This window comes from Ruegeria sp. G10 (genome assembly GCF_056533645.1).
The window spans coordinates 110,600-129,939 of the sequence record NZ_JBQFOQ010000006.1; the positions used below are offsets into that span (position 1 = coordinate 110,600).

The following is a 19,340-nucleotide window of genomic DNA, read 5'->3' on the forward strand; positions in this document are numbered from 1 at the left end:
TTGAATTTCCTGAAGGCAAAAACCAACTCAGGTGGCGCGTCAAGCGGATAGGGCTGCAGCTTCGCCGAACCGGCGGTCAATTGCAAACACCCTGCGCTCAGAGGCGTTTTTGCACCTCGGCCACGAAATCATCTCCGCGCTTCTCAAAGCTGTCATACTGATCGAAGCTTGCCGCCGCCGGGGCCAGCAATACCACTTCACCCGGCTGCGCATCCGCCATAGCCTGTTCGACGGCCTCAGCCATCGCGGTGCAAACCTGCGCCTCGGTCTTCAACTGCATGGCAAAGGCCGCCGCCTCGCGCCCGATGACATAGGCCTTGATCACGTGGTCGGCAGCGGCGTTCAGGGCCTCCAACCCGCCCTCTTTCTCAAGCCCGCCGCAGATCCAGCGGATCTGTTTGAACGCGCTCAGCGCTTTCAGGGCGCTGTCGACATTGGTGGCCTTGGAGTCGTTTACATAGGTCACCCCGCCCGCCTCGGCGATGATCTGGCTGCGATGCGGCAGGCCGGGGAAGGAGTGCAGCGCATCCTCGATCACCCGCGGCGCGAGGCCCAGCGAGCGGCAGGCAGCATAGGCGGCGCAGGCGTTCTGATGGTTATGCGTGCCGGGCAAGCCCCTGATGCCACGCAGATCGATGGACCCCGCCTGACGACCCTTGCGGTATTCCGCGAGGTACCCTTTGCGGGCAAAGACCTGCCAGCCCGGCCCCGTCAGCTTGCGCGCGACCGAGACGCGGATCACCCGGTCATCCGTCGGGCCTTCGGCCATTTGCCCGGCCAGAAACGCGCCCTCGGCCTCGTCAATGCCGATCACGGCGCGGTCCGGCCCGCCCTCGGCGAACAGGCGGCGCTTGGCGGCGAAATAGCCGCCCATGCCGCCATGGCGATCCAGATGATCGGGCGAGAGATTGGTGAACACCGCCACATCCGGGGTCAGCGCCCGGGCCAGTTCGGTCTGATAGCTGCTGAGTTCAAGCACCACGACCGAGCCATCACCGCCCGGGTCGATATCCAGAACGCCCCGCCCGATATTGCCCGCCAGTTGCGAGTCGCGCCCCGCCTCGGTCAGAATATGGTGGATCAGCGCGGCGGTGGTGGATTTGCCGTTCGAGCCGGTCACCGCGATGACGCGCGGCGGGGTGTCGTAATTGTTCCACTCAGGCCCCGCGAAAGAGCGAAAGAACAGACCGATATCATTGTCGACCGGCACGCCCGCCTCCAACGCGGCGGCCACAACGGGGTTTGGTGTCGGATAAAGGTGCGGGATACCCGGGGAAACGATCAGCGCGGCGATCGCGTCAAACGCCCCGTGACGGCGCAGATCGGCGCAGGTGAAGCCTTCGCCCTCGGCAGCCTCACGCGCGGCGGGGTTGTCATCCCAGCAGATCGCTTCGGCCCCGCCTGCGCGCAGCGCGCGCGCGGTGGTGAGGCCCGACCGACCCAGCCCCAGAACTGCAACCTTCTGTCCTGAAAACCCTTTGACCGGGATCATGCCGCCCACCTTCGTCGCCTAGAAATCTGCGCCACCCTGCACCGAAGGATTTGCCAAAGGCAAGGGCGCGTTCAGGCTCGCGCGACAGCGCGAGCCGGGCCCAACGGGTGGCAGGGGGGCCGCAGGCCCTCCGAACCCGGCGGGAGCCTTACCGGACCTTCAGCGTCGCCAGCCCAATCATCGCGAGGATCAGCGAGATGATCCAGAAGCGGATGACGATGGTGGGCTCGGCCCAGCCCTTTTTCTCATAGTGGTGATGGATCGGGGCCATCAGGAACACCCGCCGTCCCGTCCGCTTGAAATAGAGCACCTGAATGATCACGCTCAGCGCTTCGACCACGAACAGGCCGCCGACCACGGCCAGAACCAGCTCGTGCTTGGTGGCCACGGCGATGGCTCCCAGCGCACCGCCCAGGGCCAGCGATCCGGTGTCACCCATGAACACCGCAGCCGGAGGGGCGTTGTACCACAGGAACCCGAGCCCTCCGCCGAACAAGGCGGCGGTGAAGATCAGAATCTCACCCGTGCCGGGCACGTAATGGACGTCGAGATATTCGGTAAAGTCGACCCGCCCCACCGCATAGGCGATCACGCCAAGGGTCGAGGCCGCGATCATCGCGGGCATGATCGCCAGCCCGTCCAGCCCATCGGTCAGGTTCACCGCATTCGCGGCCCCCACGATCACGATCACCGCGAAGGGGATGTAGAACAGGCCCAGATTGACCAGCGTATCCTTGAACACCGGCAGCGCCAGTTGGTTCTGCAAATCCGCCGGGTGGTGCAGCGTCGCCCAGAGCGAGGCCAGAACCGCGATGATAATCCCAAGCGCCAGCCGCATCTTGCCCGACACGCCCTTGGTGTTCTGTTTTGAAACCTTGGCATAGTCGTCGGCAAAGCCGATGGCCGCATAGGCCAGTGTCACGAACAGCACCATCCACACATAAGGATTGTCCCAGCGCGCCCAGACCAGTGTCGAGGTCACCAGCGCGCCCACGATCAGCAACCCGCCCATGGTGGGGGTTCCGGCCTTCGAGAAATGCGCCTCGGGGCCGTCATCGCGGATCGGCTGGCCCTTGCCCTGCTTGCGGCGCAGTACGTTGATCAGGGGTTTGCCGAACAGGAACCCAAAGATCAAAGCGGTCAGAAAGGCGCCCCCTGCGCGGAAGGTGATATAGCGGAAGAGGTTCCAGAAATCGCCTCCGTCCGACAGGGCGGTTAACCAATAAAGCATACCAATACCTTTCTTACGCACCGGGCATGGATCACGCGCGCACTTGCCCCATTTTCCGCAGACCGTCAACAATCTGCGCCAATGCCATGCTGAGCGAGCCCTTCGCCAGCACCGCATCACCGTCACGGATCAGTTCGGGCAGATGCGCGGCCATCTCGGCGCTGGTTTCAGTCCAGAGCCCGCGTTTGTCTTCGGGCAGCGCCTGATGCAGCGCCTGCATCAGCGGGCCGATGCAATGGACCTGATCGACCTGCGCCATTGCCGTGACATCCGCCATCGCGGCATGCATCGCTTGTTCCTGCGCACCCAGTTCTTTCATATCACCCAGAAACGCGATCTTGCGTTTGCCTTGCGAGGCGGCCAGCACGTCCAAAGCGGCCTCCATCGAGGTCGGGTTGGCGTTATAGCTGTCATCCAGCAACTCGATCTGCCCCTCGGGCAGCGCGATCACCTCGCGTACGCCGCGCCCCTTGACCGGAGACCAGCGGCGCAGGCCCGCGATGGCCTGATCCAGATCGATGCCCATCTCGACGCAAGCGGCCAGAGCGCCCAGTGCGTTCATGGCGAAATGGGTGCCCGCCGATTGCACGTCGAACCGGATGGGCTGGCCGCCGACGGCTCCTTGCGCCTGCAGGTTGTCGGGCCCCTGCTCCACCTCGGTCAGGGCATAATCCTGTGCGGCGCGGCCAAATTCGACGATCTTCGCGCCTTTGGCCTGCGCGCAGTCGCGCAGGATGTCGGCGTGGTCGATATCGGCATTGACGATGGCCGCTCCGCCCGTTGTCAGCCCGTCAAAGATCGCGGCCTTTTCGTGGGCGATGCCCGCGACATTCTCGAACGCTTCCAGATGCACCGCCGCGACGGTCGTCACCAGCGCCACATGCGGCTGCGCCTGACGGGCCAGAGGGGCGATTTCTCCGGGATGGTTCATGCCGATCTCGATCACCGCGAATTCGGTGTCGCGGGGCATCCGGGCCAGTGTAAGGGGCACGCCCCAATGGTTGTTATAGCTGGCGACGCTCGCATGGGTTTTGCCTAGGGTTTCCAAAATGCTGGCCAGCATTTCCTTGGTCGAGGTCTTGCCGACGCTGCCGGTCACGCCCACCACGCGCGCATCGGTCCGGGCACGGGCGGCCTGCCCCAGTGCTTCGAGCCCTTCCAGCACATCATCCACGATCAGAAGCGGCGCATCCTCGGGCACACCTTCGGGGATGCGGGAGACCAGCGCAGCCCCTGCGCCTTTCTCCAGTGCTTGCGCCACGAAATCATGACCATCGCGGGCGGCTTTGAGCGCCACGAACAGGTCGCCGGGTTGCAGGGTGCGGGTGTCGATGGAGACGCCGTTGACCTGCCAATCGGAGGTTGCACGGCCCTTGGTGGCCTCGGCGGCCTCGGCTGCGGTCCAGAGCGTCATGCGACCCTCCCGTCCAAAGCGGCGACCGAGATGCTGGCCTGTTCCACATCGTCAAACGGCAAAACCTGATCACCGACGATCTGACCGGTTTCATGGCCTTTGCCTGCGATCAGAAGCGCATCGCCCGGTTGCAGCGCGTCGATGCCGCGCAGGATGGCCTCGGCGCGGTCGCCCACCTCGGTCGCCTCGGGTGCGCCCAGCATGACGGCGGCGCGGATGGTGGCCGGGTCTTCGCTGCGGGGGTTGTCATCGGTGACAAAGACCAGATCGGCGTTTTCTGCCGCCGCCTGCCCCATCAGTGGGCGTTTGGTGGCGTCACGGTCGCCGCCCGCGCCGACGATGGCGATCAGGCGGCCCATCACATGCGGGCGCATCGCCTTCAGCGCCGTGGCGACCGCGTCAGGCGTGTGGGCGTAATCGACAAAGACCGCTGCGCCGTTTTCGCGCGTCGCGGCCAGCTGCATCCGTCCTCGAACGGTGGTCAGATGCGGCAGGGTTTCGAACACGCGGTCAGGGTCTTCTCCGGCGGCGATGACCAGACCGCAGGCCAGCAGGACGTTTTCGGCTTGAAACCCGCCGATCAGGTTCAGGCGGGTTTGATGCACCTTGCCCTTCCAAGAAAAGCGCAGATCCTGCCCGGTCGCATCAAAGCGTTGATTCAGAAGGCAAAGATCGGCACCCTCGGGGCCGACGGTGAAGATATTCTGTCCGCGCGCCTCGGCGATTTGGCGCACTTGCGCGCCCTTGGGATCGCTGAGGTTGATCACCGCGACGCCGTCCTCGGGCAGCACCCGGTCGAACAGACCGGCCTTGGCGGCGAAATAGGCCTCGAACGTGTCGTGATAGTCTAGATGATCCTGCGTGAAGTTCGAGAACCCAGCGGCGGCCAGATGCACCCCGTCCAGACGACGTTGTTCAAGGCCGTGGGACGAGGCCTCCATTGCCGCGTGGGTCACGCCATTCGCGGCGGCCTCGGCCAGACAGCGGTGCAGCGTGATCGGTTCGGGCGTGGTGTGGGCCAGCGGGGCGGTCCATGCGCCCTCGACCCCGGTGGTGCCGAGGTTGACGGCCGGAAGGTCCAGCTCGGTCCAGATCTGGCGGACGAAGCTGGCCACGGATGTTTTGCCGTTGGTCCCGGTCACCGCGACGATGGTCTGTGGCTGCGCGCCGAACCACAGGGCGGCAGCCCCGGCCAGTGCCTGCCGCGGGTCTTGAGTGACGATCAGCGCGGCGTCCGAGACGGCCAGTTCGTTGGCGGCGATCTCGGCCCCTTGGGCGTCGGTCAGGATCGCGGCGGCACCCATGCGCAGGGCGTATTGAATGAACTCTCCGCCGTGGACGCGGGTGCCGGGGAGGGCCGCGAAGAGGAACCCATCCTTCACCTCGCGGCTGTCGACCGCCAATCCGGTAATGTCAGGATTCGCCCCGCCCCGTGCGGTCAGGGCCAGTTCGCTGAGTTTCTTTGACGTTGCGCCCATGACCCACCTTTCGCCGGACAGCCTAATTTGAGGTCAGCGTTATAGCAGCGCGCGCCTCAGGCTCAAGCCGGGGTCTGAGGCCCAACAAAGGCGCAATGCGCGCGATCAATTCGGCGGCGACGGGCACCGCCGTCCAGCCGGCGGTGCGGCGCTTTTCGCCATAGGCGACGATCGAGGGTTCATCCAGCGTGACGATCAGCACATATTTCGGATCGTAGGCCGGGAAGATGGTGGCGAAGGTGGCTATCACCTTGTCATCATAATAGCCTCCGCGCGGCTTGGGCTTGTCAGCGGTGCCGGTTTTGCCTGCGACATCATAGCCCGCCACGTCACCAAAGCTGGCGGTGCCATCGGTGACCACCTTGCGCAGCATGTTCTGCGCTTGCTTGGCGGTATTTTCGGACATCACACGGGGGCCGTATTGCGGACCGTTGCGGCGCAGGATGGTCGGACTGACGTAGTGCCCGCCATTGGCAATCGCGGCATACCCGGCGGCCAGATGCATCGGGCTGGTCGACAGGCCATGGCCGTAGGAGATGGTGACGGTGCTCAGCTCACCCCATTTCTTGGGCTTGAGCGGTTGGCCACCCTTGGCCTCGACAATCTCGAACGGGGTCGGGTCGAACATGCCCAGCGCGTTCAGGAAATCCTGCTGCCGCTGCGCGCCGATCTGCAGCGCCAGCCGCCCGGTACCGCGGTTCGAGCTGTGGACGATCACATCAGCCACGCTGATCTCGCCATAGTTCTTGCCGTTGAATTCACCGATTGGGAAACGACCGATCTTCATCGGGCCGGAGGTATCGATGATCGTGTTGGAATTCACCAAGCCCAGTTGCACCGCCTGCGCAGCGGTGAAGATTTTGAACACCGAGCCCAGTTCATACACACCCTGCACATAGCGGTTGAACAGAGGGCTGTCCGAGGGATCGAAACCCGAGGTCGGCGGGCGCGGGCGGTCGTTTGGATCAAAAGACGGCAGCGAGGCGGCGGAAACCACCTCTCCGGTATGCGCATTCATCAGAACCGCAGACGCGCCCTTGGCGTTCATGATCTTCATGCCGCCATAAAGCACCTGCTCAACGGCGGCCTGAACGGTCAGGTCCAGCGACAGTTGCAGCGGCTTGTTGCCATTGGCCGGGTCGCGCAGATAGTCGTCGAACTGTTTTTCGACACCGGCCACACCGATCACCTCGGCGGCGCTGACGCCTTCGCGGCCAAAGCCCGAGCCGCCCAGAATATGCGCGGCCAGCTTGCCGTTCGGATACAGACGCATTTCACGCGGGCCGAACAGGATGCCCGGATCACCGATGTCATGCACCGCCTGTTTTTGTTCGGGCGAGATGCGCTTCTTGATCCACAGGAACTTGCGCTTGCCGGTGAAGTCTTTGACCAGACGTTCTTTTTCCAGATCGGGGAAGATCGCAACCAGTTGGTCGGCGGCGGCAATCGGATCGATCATCAAGGGCGGTTGGGCGTAGACCGAATAGGTGTCCAGATTGGTCGCCAGAATCCGTCCCTCGCGGTCGACAATATTGCCGCGCTGCATCGCGATGGAAGCCCCCGGTGCGCTGGCCAACGGCTCCTGCGCCTCGGAGGTTGCAAGAACGCCCATGCGGAAGCCCACGACCGAGAAGGCACAGAAGAAGAACAGGCCCAGCACCAGCAAGCGGCCTTCGGCCCGGGCGCGGGCGCGGTCTTTCATGTCTTCGTGGCGTTTGCGGATGTTCTCGCGTTCAATCGCCTTGGGGTTTTCGCCCTTGGCACGGGCGTCGAGAATACGGGCCAGCGGGCGGAGCGGTGTGCGGGTCATGGGAACTGTACCTCGCCCAGCGCCTGGATATCGGTGATTTCCTGCAGCTCAAGCGGATCGACGATGGGCAGGTCGGGGTCTTCGCCATAGGCAATCTGATCGGCGCGGCCAAACTGCTCAGCCCGCAGAGGCAAGAGGCCCAGACGTTCGAAATTGAGGTCCGCCAGTTCCCGCAGGCGGTCGGGCCGGTTCAGATAGGCCCATTCTGCATTCAGCACCGCCAGGCGCGCTTGCGCAATTCCAATCTCGCGCTGCAGCGTCTGGGTTTCCTTCAGCACCTGCTGCGTTCGGTAGTTCTCTTGATACGCCCAAAGCGCTAGCCCGAATACGGAAAGGGCTGTCAACACATACAATATACTCTTCATCTTCCCCGTCCCCCCAGTTGCGGCATCCCGATGGCGCGGGCCTCAATTTCCCCCGCCGGAGCCTCAGTTCGTATCGCCACGCGCAGCTTGGCCGAGCGCGCGCGTGGGTTTTCCTGCAATTCCTGATCGTCGGGACCCACGGCCTTGCGGGTCTTGAGCGTGAATTGCGGCAGTTCCTGTTCCATCTCGGGCGCATAGCGGTTGGCGCGGCCCGTCTTGCCTGCGCGCGACTGGAAGAAGCGCTTGACCATCCGATCCTCGATGGAGTGGAAGGTCACAACGGCCAGCTGCCCGCCCGGTTTCAAAGCGCGTTCGGCGGCCATAAGGCCCTGAAACAGTTCTTCATATTCCGCATTCACCGCAATCCTCAGCCCCTGAAAGCTGCGCGTTGCCGGGTGCGATTGCCCGGGTTTGGGGCGCGGCAGGCAGGATTCGACGATCTCGGTCAGACGCAGAGTCGTGGTGATCGGTTCCTCAGCCCGCGCCTTGACGATGGCCTTGGCAATGCGACGGCTGGCGCGTTCTTCACCGAAATGGAACAGGATATCAGCCAGTTGCACCTCGGTCGCGGTATTGACCAGATCGGCGGCGCTTTCGCCCTGCTGGCTCATACGCATGTCCAGCGGGCCGTCCTTCATGAAGGAAAAGCCGCGTTCGGCCTGATCCAGTTGCATGGACGAGACGCCGAGGTCCAGCACCACGCCATCCAAATCTTGCGCATATTCATCCATGCGCGAGAACACACCCTGCTGCATCACCAACCGGTCGCCATAATCCCCAGCCCAATCGGCGGCCATCTCAAAGGCCAGCGGATCGCGATCCACGCCGATGATCTTCTCGGCCCCGGCCTCAAGCAGGCCACGGGTATAGCCGCCCGCGCCGAATGTGCCGTCCAGCCAGACGCCAGCCACGGGTGCCACGGCAGCCAGCAACGGACGCAACAGAACAGGGATGTGAGGGTTCGATGAGGTCTGAGCGCCGGCCATGCCGTCACCCATCCCCGATGCCGTCAAGATACTGCATCGGATCGAAATCCTCGGGCAGATCGTCCAGCCATTCCTCGGTCGCGGCCAGTTCGTCGGCCTCGTAAGTCTCGGGTTTCCATATCTGGAAGGTGTCTCCGGCGGCGATAAAGAACGCTTCGCTCTCAAGACCGATCTTGTTGCGCAGCTTGGCGGGCAGGACCAGACGGCCCGTCTCATCAACATTGGTCGGGAAGGACTGACCATGGAACAGACGCTGCAACATCCGGCGCTGCATCGAGCCACGCGGCAAAGCGTCGATCTTGTCGTCGACCTCATCAATCGCCTGCATGGTATAGCATTCAAGGTATTTGCGGCGGTGGTCGCCATAGACAATCACCAGTTCAGGATTGTCACCGGGCTGCCAGTTGGGGTCGGACGCTTCAAGCACACGGCGAAACGAGGCCGGGATCGAGACCCTGCCCTTCGTGTCCACCTTATGGTGGCTTTCACCTCTAAACCTGCGCGCCAAGACGACTGTCCCTTTCGCTTGCGCCCCACCTCAAAATTCACGTTCCCCCCGGAAGTAAAAACGGCGGGTTGATCTGCTGCCACTGATCAACCCGCCGCATTGACCCGCTGAGCGGGATGTCCAGCTGCGCGCGCCACCTGGGGGGATGTCTGCTCGCCCGCGCGCCGGATCTGTTAAGTGATGAAAGCGAGATGCCTGTATGAAACCTGTTTTTGTATTTTTTGGTTCGGGGTCGTTTGGCGCCCCTTTAACTGTCCTCGCCCTCATCGGGTAAACAAGGGATGCCATGGGAATTCATGGAAAGCAACATAAATTTACGGTACGAAATCCTCGAACGCTCGCAAAAGAGAGCGAGGATAATCCTCATTTACGAAAAATGCCCCATAAGTTGGGCTAAGATCTCAAGATAATACCATATATACGCGGACTGATGCCAAAAGATCTTATCCCACGATTTCCCATAATTTTTTCAATCCGATGATAAATCGAGGCTCACCACCCACAAAACCCAGCTGTCGACGACGAATCACAGGCTCCGTGCAGGTCGATCCCATGCCGGTCCCATGCCTTCCCGTATCATCACCACGACATGGATCGGATCGGCATCGCACGCCTCTGCCGCCCGCAAGAGCTGACGCAATATGCCCAAACAAACGCCAATGCCGCCCAAGGGATAAGCACCCACACTCATGGCTTCTAAACCGGGAAAATACCAGCAGCGCGCGAAAACCTATATTTTTAAGGCAATTATTAGGCTGAGCGGGATTGTCCTGACAATCCATGCATTTGCTGCATAGCAGCATTGACATTGTGGGCTATTGTGCAATCGCAGCATTTGCCTATTTTCAATCTCAAGCAAGCGCCGGACGATGTCGGCAGCAACAAGAATGAACGGATGATGAAGATGGCAGTTGCAAGCACACAAACAACCCTGAAGGGCGCTCCGGTACTCGGGATCGCAGCCCTGGTTGAAACCTTGAAAGCCCGCGTAGCGCGCTATCGCCTGTACCGCCAGACGGTCAACGAACTGTCGGCTCTGTCCGACCGCGAACTGGCTGATCTGGGCCTGCACCGCTCGATGATCCGCCGGCTGGCCCTGCAGGCCACCGAAGACCACGCCGCGCAGTAAGCGCGACACGAAACACCGAGATCAGGTCCGTCCTCCTCCCTTTCGGACCTGTATTTCAGCGGCAGCGTCTCTCCTCCTCCCTGACGTTGCCGCACCTTATACCGGCCCTGATCGCCGGAACCTGATACATCGGGGCTCTCCTCCTCCCTGCCCCGATGTTGAAAGCGCGCGGCGAGGTCCTCCTCCTCCCTGACGTCGCCGCGTCTTCCTCATACCGGGATCAAACCCGGGTTCGGATACATCGGGGCTTCCTCCTCCCTGCCCTGATGTAGAAAAGAACGGCGGTTCCCCTCCTCCTCCCTGGGAACCGCCGTTTTTCGTTTTTTGCGCACAAGATGTAAGCTGGGGCCGTGAACGATTTTTCAGGAGTATCCCATGGCTGCCTATTTCATCGCCCAGATTTCCATTCATGACCCGGACGGGTATCAAAAATACCTAGAAGGTTTCATGCCGATCTTTGACCGGCACGGCGGCCGCCTTCTGACCGTTTCATCAAAGCCTGTCGAGGTGATCGAAGGCAGTTGGGCCGAAGACGGCATCGTCTTGATGGAGTTCCCCGACATAGCCGCTGCCCGAGCGTGGAAAGATGACCCGGACTACGTCGCACTGGCCAAGATCAGGCAAAATACAGCAACCGCAAATCTGGTGCTGGTCGAGGGGTTGTAGAGCTCAGAACGGCACGTCGTCCTTGGCGGTCAGGAACCGGGACACAACTTTCTTTGTCCCGGCCTTGTCGAAATCGACCTCGACCTTGTCGCCCTCGATGCCGCTCACCGCGCCATAGCCGAATTTCTGGTGAAACACCCGCTCGCCCAGCGTGAAGCTGGCCACGGCCGTCGCATCAATCACCGTATTGCGGCTTTCCTTGGGCTGAGACATCCCATACTGCCCCTGCCGCGCCTGCATCCGCTTCCAGCCGGGCGAGTTGTAAACATTCGCCTCCGCCGCGCGGGTCTCGATGCTGGCCGTGACCCGCCCTCCGCCATAGAGCCCTGGGGGCGTCAGCACCTCGACATGATCCTCGGGCAATTCGTCAATGAACCGCGAAGGCATGGAATTCTGCCACTGCCCGAACACCCGCCGGTTGGCCGCGAAGGAGATCGTGCAGACCTGCTCGGCGCGGGTGATGCCCACATAAGCCAGCCGCCGTTCTTCTTCGAGACCCTTGAGTCCCTGCTCGTCCATTGACCGCTGTGAGGGGAACAAGCCGTCTTCCCATCCTGGCAGGAACACGGCGGGAAACTCCAGCCCCTTCGCAGCATGCAAGGTCATGATCGAGACCTTGGCCCCGTCGCCGTCCTGCTCATTGTCCATCACCAAGCTGACATGCTCCAGAAACCCCTGCAGGTTCTCGAAATTGTCCAGCTGGTTGACCAGTTCCTTGAGGTTTTCCAGCCGCCCCGGTGCCTGAGGCGTCTTTTCATTCTGCCAATGGGCGGTATAACCAGATTCGTCCAACACGATCTGCGCCAGTTCGATATGCGTATGCTCGGGTTCGCCATAGCGGATGGGTGAGACGCCATCGTCAATGACCGTGTCATCGTCCACCTCGATTCGAGGCCCGCGCGTCATCGCATTCCACCGCGCCAGCCCGTCGATCAATTCGCGCAGCGCCTTGGCGCCTTTGCCTTTGATCAGAGCATTGTCGACCGCAATCCGCGCGCCCTCAACCAAAGACACGCCGTTTTCCCGCGCCACCACCTGAATCGTCTGCTGCGCCTTGTCGCCAAGGCCGCGTTTGGGCGTGTTCACGATCCGCTCGAAGGCCAGATCATCCTCGGGGCTGACCACCAGCCGGAAATAGGCCATTGCATCGCGAATCTCCATCCGCTCATAGAACCGAGGGCCGCCGATCACCTTGTAAGGCAGGCCAATGGTCAGAAACCGATCCTCAAACGCCCGCATCTGGTGCGAGGCGCGGACCAGAATCGCCATCTCATCGAGGTTCATCGGCCGCACACCGCGCGTGCCGCCTTGCATCGCGTCGATTTCCTCGCCGATCCAACGCGCCTCTTCCTCGCCGTCCCAATGGCCGATCAGACGAACTTTTTCGCCTTCTTCACGGTCGGTCCAAAGTTCTTTACCCAAGCGACTTTCATTGCCGCGAATGACGTTCGATGCAGCCGCGAGAATGTGGGGAGTCGAGCGGTAGTTTTGTTCCAACCGGACCACAAACGCTCCGGGAAAATCCTTCTCAAACCGCAGGATGTTGCCCACCTCGGCCCCGCGCCAGCCATAAATCGACTGATCGTCGTCGCCAACGCAGCAGATATTCTTATGCCCCCCGGCCAGCAGGCGCAGCCAGAGGTATTGGGCGACGTTGGTATCCTGATATTCGTCCACAAGGATATAGCGGAACCAGCGCTGGTACTGCTCCAATACGTCCGAGTGGGTCTGGAAAATCGTGACCATATGCAGCAGCAGGTCGCCGAAATCCACCGCGTTCAACTCTCGCAGGCGAGTCTGATACTGGGCGTAAAGCTCTATACCTTTGTGGTTGAAGGCCCCAGCATCCGCTGCGGGCACCTTGTCGGGCGTCAGGGCACGGTTTTTCCAATCATCGATGATGCCAGCCAGCATCCGCGCGGGCCAGCGTTTGTCGTCGATATTGGCAGCTTGGGTCAGTTGCTTCAGCAGCCGCTTCTGGTCGTCTGTGTCCAGAATGGTGAAGTTCGACTTCAACCCCACCAGTTCCGCGTGACGCCGCAGCAGCTTGACGCAGATCGCGTGGAACGTGCCCAGCCACGGCATCCCTTCGGCGGGTCGACCCAGCATCCGGCCTACACGCTCTTTCATCTCGCGCGCGGCCTTGTTGGTGAATGTCACCGCCAGAATCTCGTTCTCGCGCACCCGATGAGTTCTGAGCAGATGCGTGATCCGCGCGGTCAGCGCCTTGGTCTTGCCCGTCCCGGCCCCGGCCAGCATCAGCACCGGGCCATCCAGCCGTTCGACCGCTTCGCGCTGCGCCGGGTTGAGGTCGTTCAGATACTCGGCAGACGCCGCAGGCATCGCCCGCGCCGACAGCGATGCGCCCTCGAAGGCGTCCATTTCGTCAAAACTGCTCATGGGTCCAAACTACGCCGGATGCGCGCCGAGGGGAAGGGTTTGTTCACGCCTTGTTCGCAAGGAATTTGCCACGTGATCCGATCAATTCTAGATAATCATCCCGACGCCATTAACCCTCTGTCAAACCTTGCCAAACATCCTGATCCCATTGCTGTGGGAGCGCGGGTTATGAAACAGAGTGATATGGTGGGTCGGACCTCGGCCCTGAAAATTGCGGGCATCTCGGCGATGCTGATAATGCTGACGGCGCTGGCGGGTTGGGGGATTTACGCGATCCCGGCCCCGGTGGTCGACCGGATGCTGGAATCGGACCTGCGGCATCGCGCAGCGCAATTGAACCAACAGGTGGCAAGCCATCTGCACGATGTCGAGGCGACGTTCAAACACGGCATTCTGGATGATCATGATGAAGAGTTTCTGGAACTTTTACCCGAAACCTCGGACATCTACCGGTTCAAGCTGTTCGACAGTCAGGGCCGCGTGTTCTGGTCAACGCGCGCGGGGGATGTCGGGACAGTTAACTCCAAGCCCTATTTCACCGAAATCGTCGCTGCGGGTGGTTCGTACTACAAACACGAAGAAAAGCCGATTTCCGAAGTCAGCGGCCTGAACCACGAGATGATGGTCGGATCAGGCAAGAAAACCTGTCACGTGGCCGAGATCTACACCCCGGTCATCAAGGACGGTCAGTTTCTGGGCGCGATTGAGTTCTATTCGGACATCACTCCGCAGCGCGATCTGTTCATCACGCGCGTCCGGTGGTCGCTGGCGGTGCTGTGCGGCGTGGCCCTTATGGCGCTGACGGCGGTGATTCTGGTGATCTACCGGACGAATCGGACACAGGTGCGCGACCTGCGGGTACGCGCGGCCAAAGAGCGTGCGTTGATGGATGATCAGTTGCGCCTTGCACGCGAGGTACGGCTGCTGGGCGAGTTGAACGAATGGCTGCAATCCAGCCGCTCGCTGGATGAGCTGTTCGACATGGTGTCGCGGTTCATGACCCATATCCTGCCTGAGGCCGAGGGCAGCGTATATGTCTACTCGAACTCGCGCGATGTGCTGGATGGCTGCGCCAGCTGGAACGGCGGGTCGCACAAGGCGCATATCCACCCCGAAGGCTGCTGGGGCCTGCGGCGCGGCCGGACTTATGAATTCGGCGCGTCCGAGATCGATTTCGTCTGCGAACATGCGGAACCGCATGACGGGCGGCCTTATTTCTGCTTTCCCATTCTTGCCCATGGCGAAACTGTGGGTCTGCTGCACCTACGCGCCCATGAGGGCAGTGGAGAGGAATTTCACGCAAGCAAGAAACTCGCGCAGCTCTGTGCCGAACAGATCAGCATGGCAATTGCCAATGTAAGAATGCGCGATCAGTTGCATGATCAATCGGTGCGTGACCCTCTGACAGGGCTGTTCAATCGCCGTCACATGACCGAGACATTGCGCAAAGCGATCAGCCGCAGCCAGCAGACTGGCGCGGCACTCAGCCTGATCGCGGTCGATGTCGATCATTTCAAAAAATTCAACGACACGCACGGGCATGACGCGGGCGACATGGTTCTGCGCGCGGTGGGCTCAGCGTTGGAACAGGGGTGCGACCGGGATGAGGTCGCGTGTCGAATCGGCGGCGAGGAATTCATGCTGATCCTGCCTGACAACACGCCCGACGACGCTATGACCCGCGCCGAGCAGCTGCGTCAAGCGGTTGAGGCGGTCTCGGTCCGATATGGCGAAAAGTCGCTACCGCGCATCACCATTTCGGTCGGCGTCGCGCACTATCCGGCGCATGGTGTAATGCCGCAGGATTTGATGCGCGCGGCCGACGACGCGCTTTACGCCGCCAAGGATAAAGGGCGCAACCAGGTTCAGGTCGCACGCGCCGGTATGACCCAAAGCCCCGCCGCAGAAGCAGGCGATACCCCCGCGCCAGAACCAAAGCGGGTGCGACGGTCTTAGGCGGCATGACGCATGTCAGATGCTTGCACTGAGGCTTGCAAGCCACGCCGATCGATTCAGGCGGCGGATTACAGAAGCGATTTGTGATCGAAGTACAGAGCGGCCTCTTTGCAGTCTCTGGCCCCGCGAAAAACTGCTGTCCCAAGCCGCCATCGACGCACGCGGGACGCAGGGTCGAACGGATGCGTCTGCCGGAAGAATCAGCTCTGCTACCCACCCACCGACCAATGTCGGATATTGAAGGCCACGCTGAATCACGCTGAGGCTGCAACAAGTCAATTTTTGCAACAAAAATACAACATTTGATGCTGCGGCGCAGCATGTGTAAAAGAAAAGCGCCGATGGGCGGCGTTTGCGAGCGATAACATGCCGGTTCTACCCAGAACTACAGATATACGTGGCCCTATTGTCCGCCTAATCACAAGGCCACACCTATAAAGACCGGGACCTGAAATGACAGACTTCAAGAAAATCCTGATCGCCAACCGCGGCGAGATTGCGATCCGCGTGATGCGGGCAGCCAACGAGATGGGCAAGAAAACCGTCGCGGTCTTCGCCGAGGAGGACAAGCTGGGCCTCCACCGCTTCAAGGCGGACGAGGCGTATCGTATCGGGGCCGATCTGGGACCGGTCGCAGCCTATCTGTCAATTGATGAGATCATCCGCGTAGCCAAGGAATGCGGCGCCGACGCGATCCACCCCGGTTATGGTCTGCTGTCCGAGAACCCGGATTTCGTGGATGCCTGTGTGCAGAACGGCATCACCTTCATCGGGCCCAAGGCCGAAACCATGCGCGCGCTGGGGGACAAGGCCAGCGCCCGGAAAGTGGCGATTGCAGCGGATGTGCCGGTGATTCCGGCCACCGAGGTTCTGGGCGACGATATGGCCGCCATCAAAAAAGAAGCCGCCGAAATCGGATATCCCCTGATGCTGAAAGCCAGCTGGGGCGGCGGTGGGCGCGGTATGCGCCCGATCCTGTCCGAAGACGAGCTGGAAGAAAAGGTGCTGGAAGGCCGGCGCGAGGCCGAAGCCGCCTTTGGCAATGGCGAGGGTTATCTGGAAAAGATGATCACCCGCGCCCGCCACGTTGAGGTTCAGATTCTCGGCGACAAGCATGGTGAGATTTATCATCTGTATGAGCGCGACTGCTCGGTCCAACGGCGCAACCAAAAAGTGGTGGAACGCGCCCCTGCCCCGTATCTGACCGAAGAACAGCGCGCAGAAATCTGCGAGTTGGGTCGCCGCATCTGCGCCCATGTGAACTATGAATGCGCAGGGACCGTCGAATTCCTGATGGATATGAACACCGGCAAGTTCTACTTCATCGAGGTAAACCCGCGCGTTCAGGTCGAACACACCGTCACCGAAGAGGTCACCGGAATCGACATCGTGCAGGCGCAGATTCTGATCGCCGAAGGTAAGACCCTGGCCGAGGCCACCGGCAAGCCCAGCCAGGACGATATCCGCCTGAACGGTCACGCGCTGCAGACCCGCGTGACAACCGAGGACCCGCTGAACAACTTCATCCCCGATTATGGGCGCATCACCGCCTATCGCTCGGCAACCGGAATGGGCATTCGTCTGGATGGCGGCACCGCCTATGCGGGCGGGGTGATCACGCGGTATTACGACTCGCTGCTGACAAAAGTCACTGCTTGGGCGCCCACGCCCGAGAAAGCGATTGCGCGGATGGACCGCGCGCTGCGGGAATTTCGCGTGCGCGGTGTCAGCACCAACATCGCCTTTGTTGAGAACCTGCTGAAACACCCGACCTTCCTGTCGAATGAATACACCACCAAGTTCATCGACGAGACGCCAGACCTGTTCCGTTTCAAAAAGCGCCGCGACCGGGGCACCAAGGTTCTGAACTATATCGCTGACATCACCGTCAACGGTCACCCCGAGACCAAGGACCGTCCGATGCCGCGCCCTGACCTGAAGGAGGCGCGCCCGCCTGCGCTGAAGGCGGAACCACAGATGGGCACCCGCAACCTGCTGGAGCAGAAGGGCCCTCAGGCCGTCGCCGACTGGATGAAAGCGCAGCGTCAACTGCTGATTACCGATACCACCATGCGCGACGGACACCAGTCACTGCTGGCCACGCGGATGCGGTCGATTGATATGATCAAGGTCGCCCCGACCTACGCGGCGAACCTACCGCAGCTGCTCTCAGTCGAGTGCTGGGGCGGTGCGACGTTTGATGTGGCCTATCGCTTCCTGCAGGAATGCCCGTGGCAACGCCTGCGCGAGCTGCGCGGTGCCATGCCGAACCTGATGACCCAGATGCTGCTGCGCGGTGCCAATGGGGTGGGCTATACCAACTACCCCGACAACGTCGTGCAGGAATTCGTGCGTCAGGCCGCCAAGGGCATCGATGTATTCCGTGTGTTCGACTCGCTGAACTGGGTCGAGAATATGCGCGTGGCGATGGATGCGGTCGTCGAGAATGGCAAGGTCTGCGAAGGCACCGTCTGCTACACGGGCGATATTCTGGACCCGGACCGCGCCAAATATGACCTGAAATACTATGTCGGCATGGCGAAAGAGCTGCGCGATGCAGGCGCCCATATTCTGGGCCTGAAAGATATGGCGGGTCTGTTGAAGCCGGCCTCGGCCAAGATCCTGATCCGGACACTGAAGGAAGAGGTTGGCCTGCCGATCCACTTCCACACCCACGATACCGCCGGTATCGCCAGCGCCACCATTCTGGCCGCGTCCGAGGCGGGTGTGGACGCCGTGGACTGCGCGATGGACAGCTTCAGCGGCAATACCTCGCAGGCCACATTGGGCACCGTGGTAGAGGCGCTGCGCCATACCGAGCGCGACACCGGGCTGGACATCAAGGCGATCCGCGAAATCAGCGACTACTTCGAGGCGGTGCGCGGTCAGTATGCGGCTTTTGAATCCAGTCTGCAGGCCCCCGCGTCCGAGGTCTATCTGCACGAGATGCCCGGTGGTCAGTTCACCAACCTCAAGGCGCAGGCGCGTTCTCTGGGGCTAGAGGAGCGTTGGCACGAGGTTGCCCAGATGTATGCTGATGTGAACCAGATGTTCGGCGATATCGTCAAGGTGACGCCATCATCGAAAGTGGTCGGCGACATGGCGCTGATGATGGTCAGCCAGGGCCTGACCCGTGATGATGTGGAAAACCCCGCCACCGATGTGGCGTTCCCTGACTCTGTCATCGACATGATGCGTGGCAATCTGGGCCAGCCTCCGGGCGGGTTTCCGGATGCGATCATCAACAAGGCGCTGAAAGGCGAGACGCCCAACACAGAGCGCCCCGGCAAACACGTCGAGCCGGTCGATCTTGAAGCCACCCGCGCCGAACTGTCCAAGCAACTGGAAGGCAAAGAGGTCGATGATGAGGATCTGAACGGCTACCTGATGTATCCCAAGGTCTTCCTGGACTATATGGGCCGCCACCGGACCTATGGCCCGGTCCGCACCTTGCCCACGCGCACGTTCTTCTATGGCATGGAACCGGGCGAAGAGATCACCGCCGAGATTGACCCCGGCAAGACCCTGGAAATCCGCTGTCAGGCGATCGGCGAGACCGATGAAAACGGCGAGGTCCGCGTCTTCTTCGAACTTAACGGTCAGCCCCGTGTGATCCGGGTGCCGAACCGCCTGGTCAAAGCCTCGACCACGCAGCGCCCCAAAGCCGAAGTTGGCAACCCCAACCACGTGGGCGCACCGATGCCCGGGGTCGTCGCGGTAGTCGCCGTTTCGCCGGGTCAAGAAGTGAAAGAGGGCGACCTGTTGCTGACCATCGAAGCGATGAAGATGGAAACCGGCATCCACGCCGAGCGCGATGCGGTGGTCAAGGCCGTCCACGTCCAGCCCGGCGGCCAGATTGACGCCAAGGACCTTTTGGTCGAACTGGACTAACGGGTTATCTTACA

Annotated in this window: 13 protein-coding genes; 4 read left to right on the forward strand and 9 right to left on the reverse strand. The window is 61.5% G+C overall.

Annotated features, from left to right (window positions below; genetic code table 11):
* Positions 1-97: 97 nt before the first annotated feature.
* From murD to mraZ, 8 genes are all read right to left on the reverse strand, one after another.
* A complete protein-coding gene (murD, locus tag ACR0KM_RS12095; protein WP_480859901.1) occupies positions 98-1,492 on the reverse strand; it encodes a UDP-N-acetylmuramoyl-L-alanine--D-glutamate ligase in 1,395 nt (464 codons plus the stop codon).
* Positions 1,493-1,640: 148 nt separating this feature from the next.
* Positions 1,641-2,723: a phospho-N-acetylmuramoyl-pentapeptide-transferase gene (gene mraY, locus ACR0KM_RS12100; RefSeq protein ID WP_480730839.1), complete on the reverse strand. Its 1,083-nt coding sequence runs from the start codon at positions 2,721-2,723 to the stop codon at positions 1,641-1,643.
* A gap of 31 nt (positions 2,724-2,754) precedes the next feature.
* Positions 2,755-4,137, reverse strand: a complete 1,383-nt coding sequence (locus ACR0KM_RS12105; RefSeq protein ID WP_480859903.1) for a UDP-N-acetylmuramoyl-tripeptide--D-alanyl-D-alanine ligase — start codon at positions 4,135-4,137, stop codon at positions 2,755-2,757.
* Complete coding sequence (locus tag ACR0KM_RS12110; protein ID WP_480859905.1) at positions 4,134-5,615, reverse strand: UDP-N-acetylmuramoyl-L-alanyl-D-glutamate--2,6-diaminopimelate ligase; 1,482 nt, start codon at positions 5,613-5,615, stop codon at positions 4,134-4,136. Before ACR0KM_RS12110 ends, ACR0KM_RS12105 begins: the two co-directional genes overlap by 4 nt.
* A gap of 22 nt (positions 5,616-5,637) precedes the next feature.
* Complete coding sequence (locus ACR0KM_RS12115) at positions 5,638-7,425, reverse strand: peptidoglycan D,D-transpeptidase FtsI family protein (protein ID WP_480531247.1); 1,788 nt, start codon at positions 7,423-7,425, stop codon at positions 5,638-5,640.
* Positions 7,422-7,790, reverse strand: coding sequence for a cell division protein FtsL (ftsL, locus tag ACR0KM_RS12120; protein WP_480822701.1), 369 nt, complete (start codon positions 7,788-7,790; stop codon positions 7,422-7,424). Before ftsL ends, ACR0KM_RS12115 begins: the two co-directional genes overlap by 4 nt.
* Entirely contained in the window at positions 7,787-8,776 is a 990-nt protein-coding gene (rsmH, locus tag ACR0KM_RS12125; protein WP_480859907.1) for a 16S rRNA (cytosine(1402)-N(4))-methyltransferase RsmH, read from the reverse strand. The genes ftsL and rsmH overlap by 4 nt, the downstream gene beginning before the upstream one ends.
* A gap of 4 nt (positions 8,777-8,780) precedes the next feature.
* A complete protein-coding gene (gene mraZ, locus ACR0KM_RS12130) occupies positions 8,781-9,284 on the reverse strand; it encodes a division/cell wall cluster transcriptional repressor MraZ (RefSeq protein WP_480859910.1) in 504 nt (167 codons plus the stop codon).
* Between the two features lie 904 nt (positions 9,285-10,188).
* Between mraZ and ACR0KM_RS12135 the strand changes: the two genes are divergently transcribed.
* Both ACR0KM_RS12135 and ACR0KM_RS12140 read left to right on the forward strand, forming a co-directional pair.
* On the forward strand, positions 10,189-10,413 hold the full coding sequence (locus ACR0KM_RS12135; RefSeq protein ID WP_480859911.1) for a DUF1127 domain-containing protein: 225 nt from the start codon (positions 10,189-10,191) through the stop codon (positions 10,411-10,413).
* A 375-nt stretch (positions 10,414-10,788) separates the two neighbouring features.
* Complete coding sequence (locus ACR0KM_RS12140; RefSeq protein WP_480859913.1) at positions 10,789-11,079, forward strand: DUF1330 domain-containing protein; 291 nt, start codon at positions 10,789-10,791, stop codon at positions 11,077-11,079.
* A gap of 3 nt (positions 11,080-11,082) precedes the next feature.
* On the opposite strand, the gene ACR0KM_RS12145 is transcribed toward ACR0KM_RS12140, so the two are convergent.
* Positions 11,083-13,479 (reverse strand): ATP-dependent helicase, encoded by a 2,397-nt coding sequence (locus ACR0KM_RS12145; protein WP_480859914.1) that lies wholly within the window; start codon positions 13,477-13,479, stop codon positions 11,083-11,085.
* 168 nt (positions 13,480-13,647) lie between these two features.
* On the opposite strand from ACR0KM_RS12145, the gene ACR0KM_RS12150 reads away from it, so the two are divergent.
* Together ACR0KM_RS12150 and ACR0KM_RS12155 are read left to right on the forward strand one after the other, a co-directional pair.
* Positions 13,648-15,435 carry a sensor domain-containing diguanylate cyclase gene (locus ACR0KM_RS12150; RefSeq protein WP_480859917.1) on the forward strand — a complete coding sequence of 596 codons (1,788 nt, stop codon included), beginning with the start codon at positions 13,648-13,650 and terminating at the stop codon, positions 15,433-15,435.
* Positions 15,436-15,888: 453 nt separating this feature from the next.
* Positions 15,889-19,326, forward strand: a complete 3,438-nt coding sequence (locus tag ACR0KM_RS12155) for a pyruvate carboxylase (protein ID WP_480859919.1) — start codon at positions 15,889-15,891, stop codon at positions 19,324-19,326.
* The last annotated feature ends 14 nt before the right edge of the window (positions 19,327-19,340 follow it).

Bases quoted from the DNA above. Each gene is read 5' to 3' on its own strand.
- murD (WP_480859901.1), bottom strand. From the start codon at position 1,492: ATGATCCCGGTCAAAGGGTTTTCAGGACAGAAGGTTGCAGTTCTGGGG.
- mraY (WP_480730839.1), bottom strand. From the start codon at position 2,723: ATGCTTTATTGGTTAACCGCCCTGTCGGACGGAGGCGATTTCTGGAAC.
- ACR0KM_RS12105 (WP_480859903.1), bottom strand. From the start codon at position 4,137: ATGACGCTCTGGACCGCAGCCGAGGCCGCCGAGGCCACCAAGGGCCGT.
- ACR0KM_RS12110 (WP_480859905.1), bottom strand. From the start codon at position 5,615: ATGGGCGCAACGTCAAAGAAACTCAGCGAACTGGCCCTGACCGCACGG.
- ACR0KM_RS12115 (WP_480531247.1), bottom strand. From the start codon at position 7,425: ATGACCCGCACACCGCTCCGCCCGCTGGCCCGTATTCTCGACGCCCGT.
- ftsL (WP_480822701.1), bottom strand. From the start codon at position 7,790: ATGAAGAGTATATTGTATGTGTTGACAGCCCTTTCCGTATTCGGGCTA.
- rsmH (WP_480859907.1), bottom strand. From the start codon at position 8,776: ATGGCCGGCGCTCAGACCTCATCGAACCCTCACATCCCTGTTCTGTTG.
- ACR0KM_RS12135 (WP_480859911.1), top strand. From the start codon at position 10,189: ATGGCAGTTGCAAGCACACAAACAACCCTGAAGGGCGCTCCGGTACTC.
- ACR0KM_RS12140 (WP_480859913.1), top strand. From the start codon at position 10,789: ATGGCTGCCTATTTCATCGCCCAGATTTCCATTCATGACCCGGACGGG.
- ACR0KM_RS12145 (WP_480859914.1), bottom strand. From the start codon at position 13,479: ATGAGCAGTTTTGACGAAATGGACGCCTTCGAGGGCGCATCGCTGTCG.
- ACR0KM_RS12150 (WP_480859917.1), top strand. From the start codon at position 13,648: ATGAAACAGAGTGATATGGTGGGTCGGACCTCGGCCCTGAAAATTGCG.
- ACR0KM_RS12155 (WP_480859919.1), top strand. From the start codon at position 15,889: ATGACAGACTTCAAGAAAATCCTGATCGCCAACCGCGGCGAGATTGCG.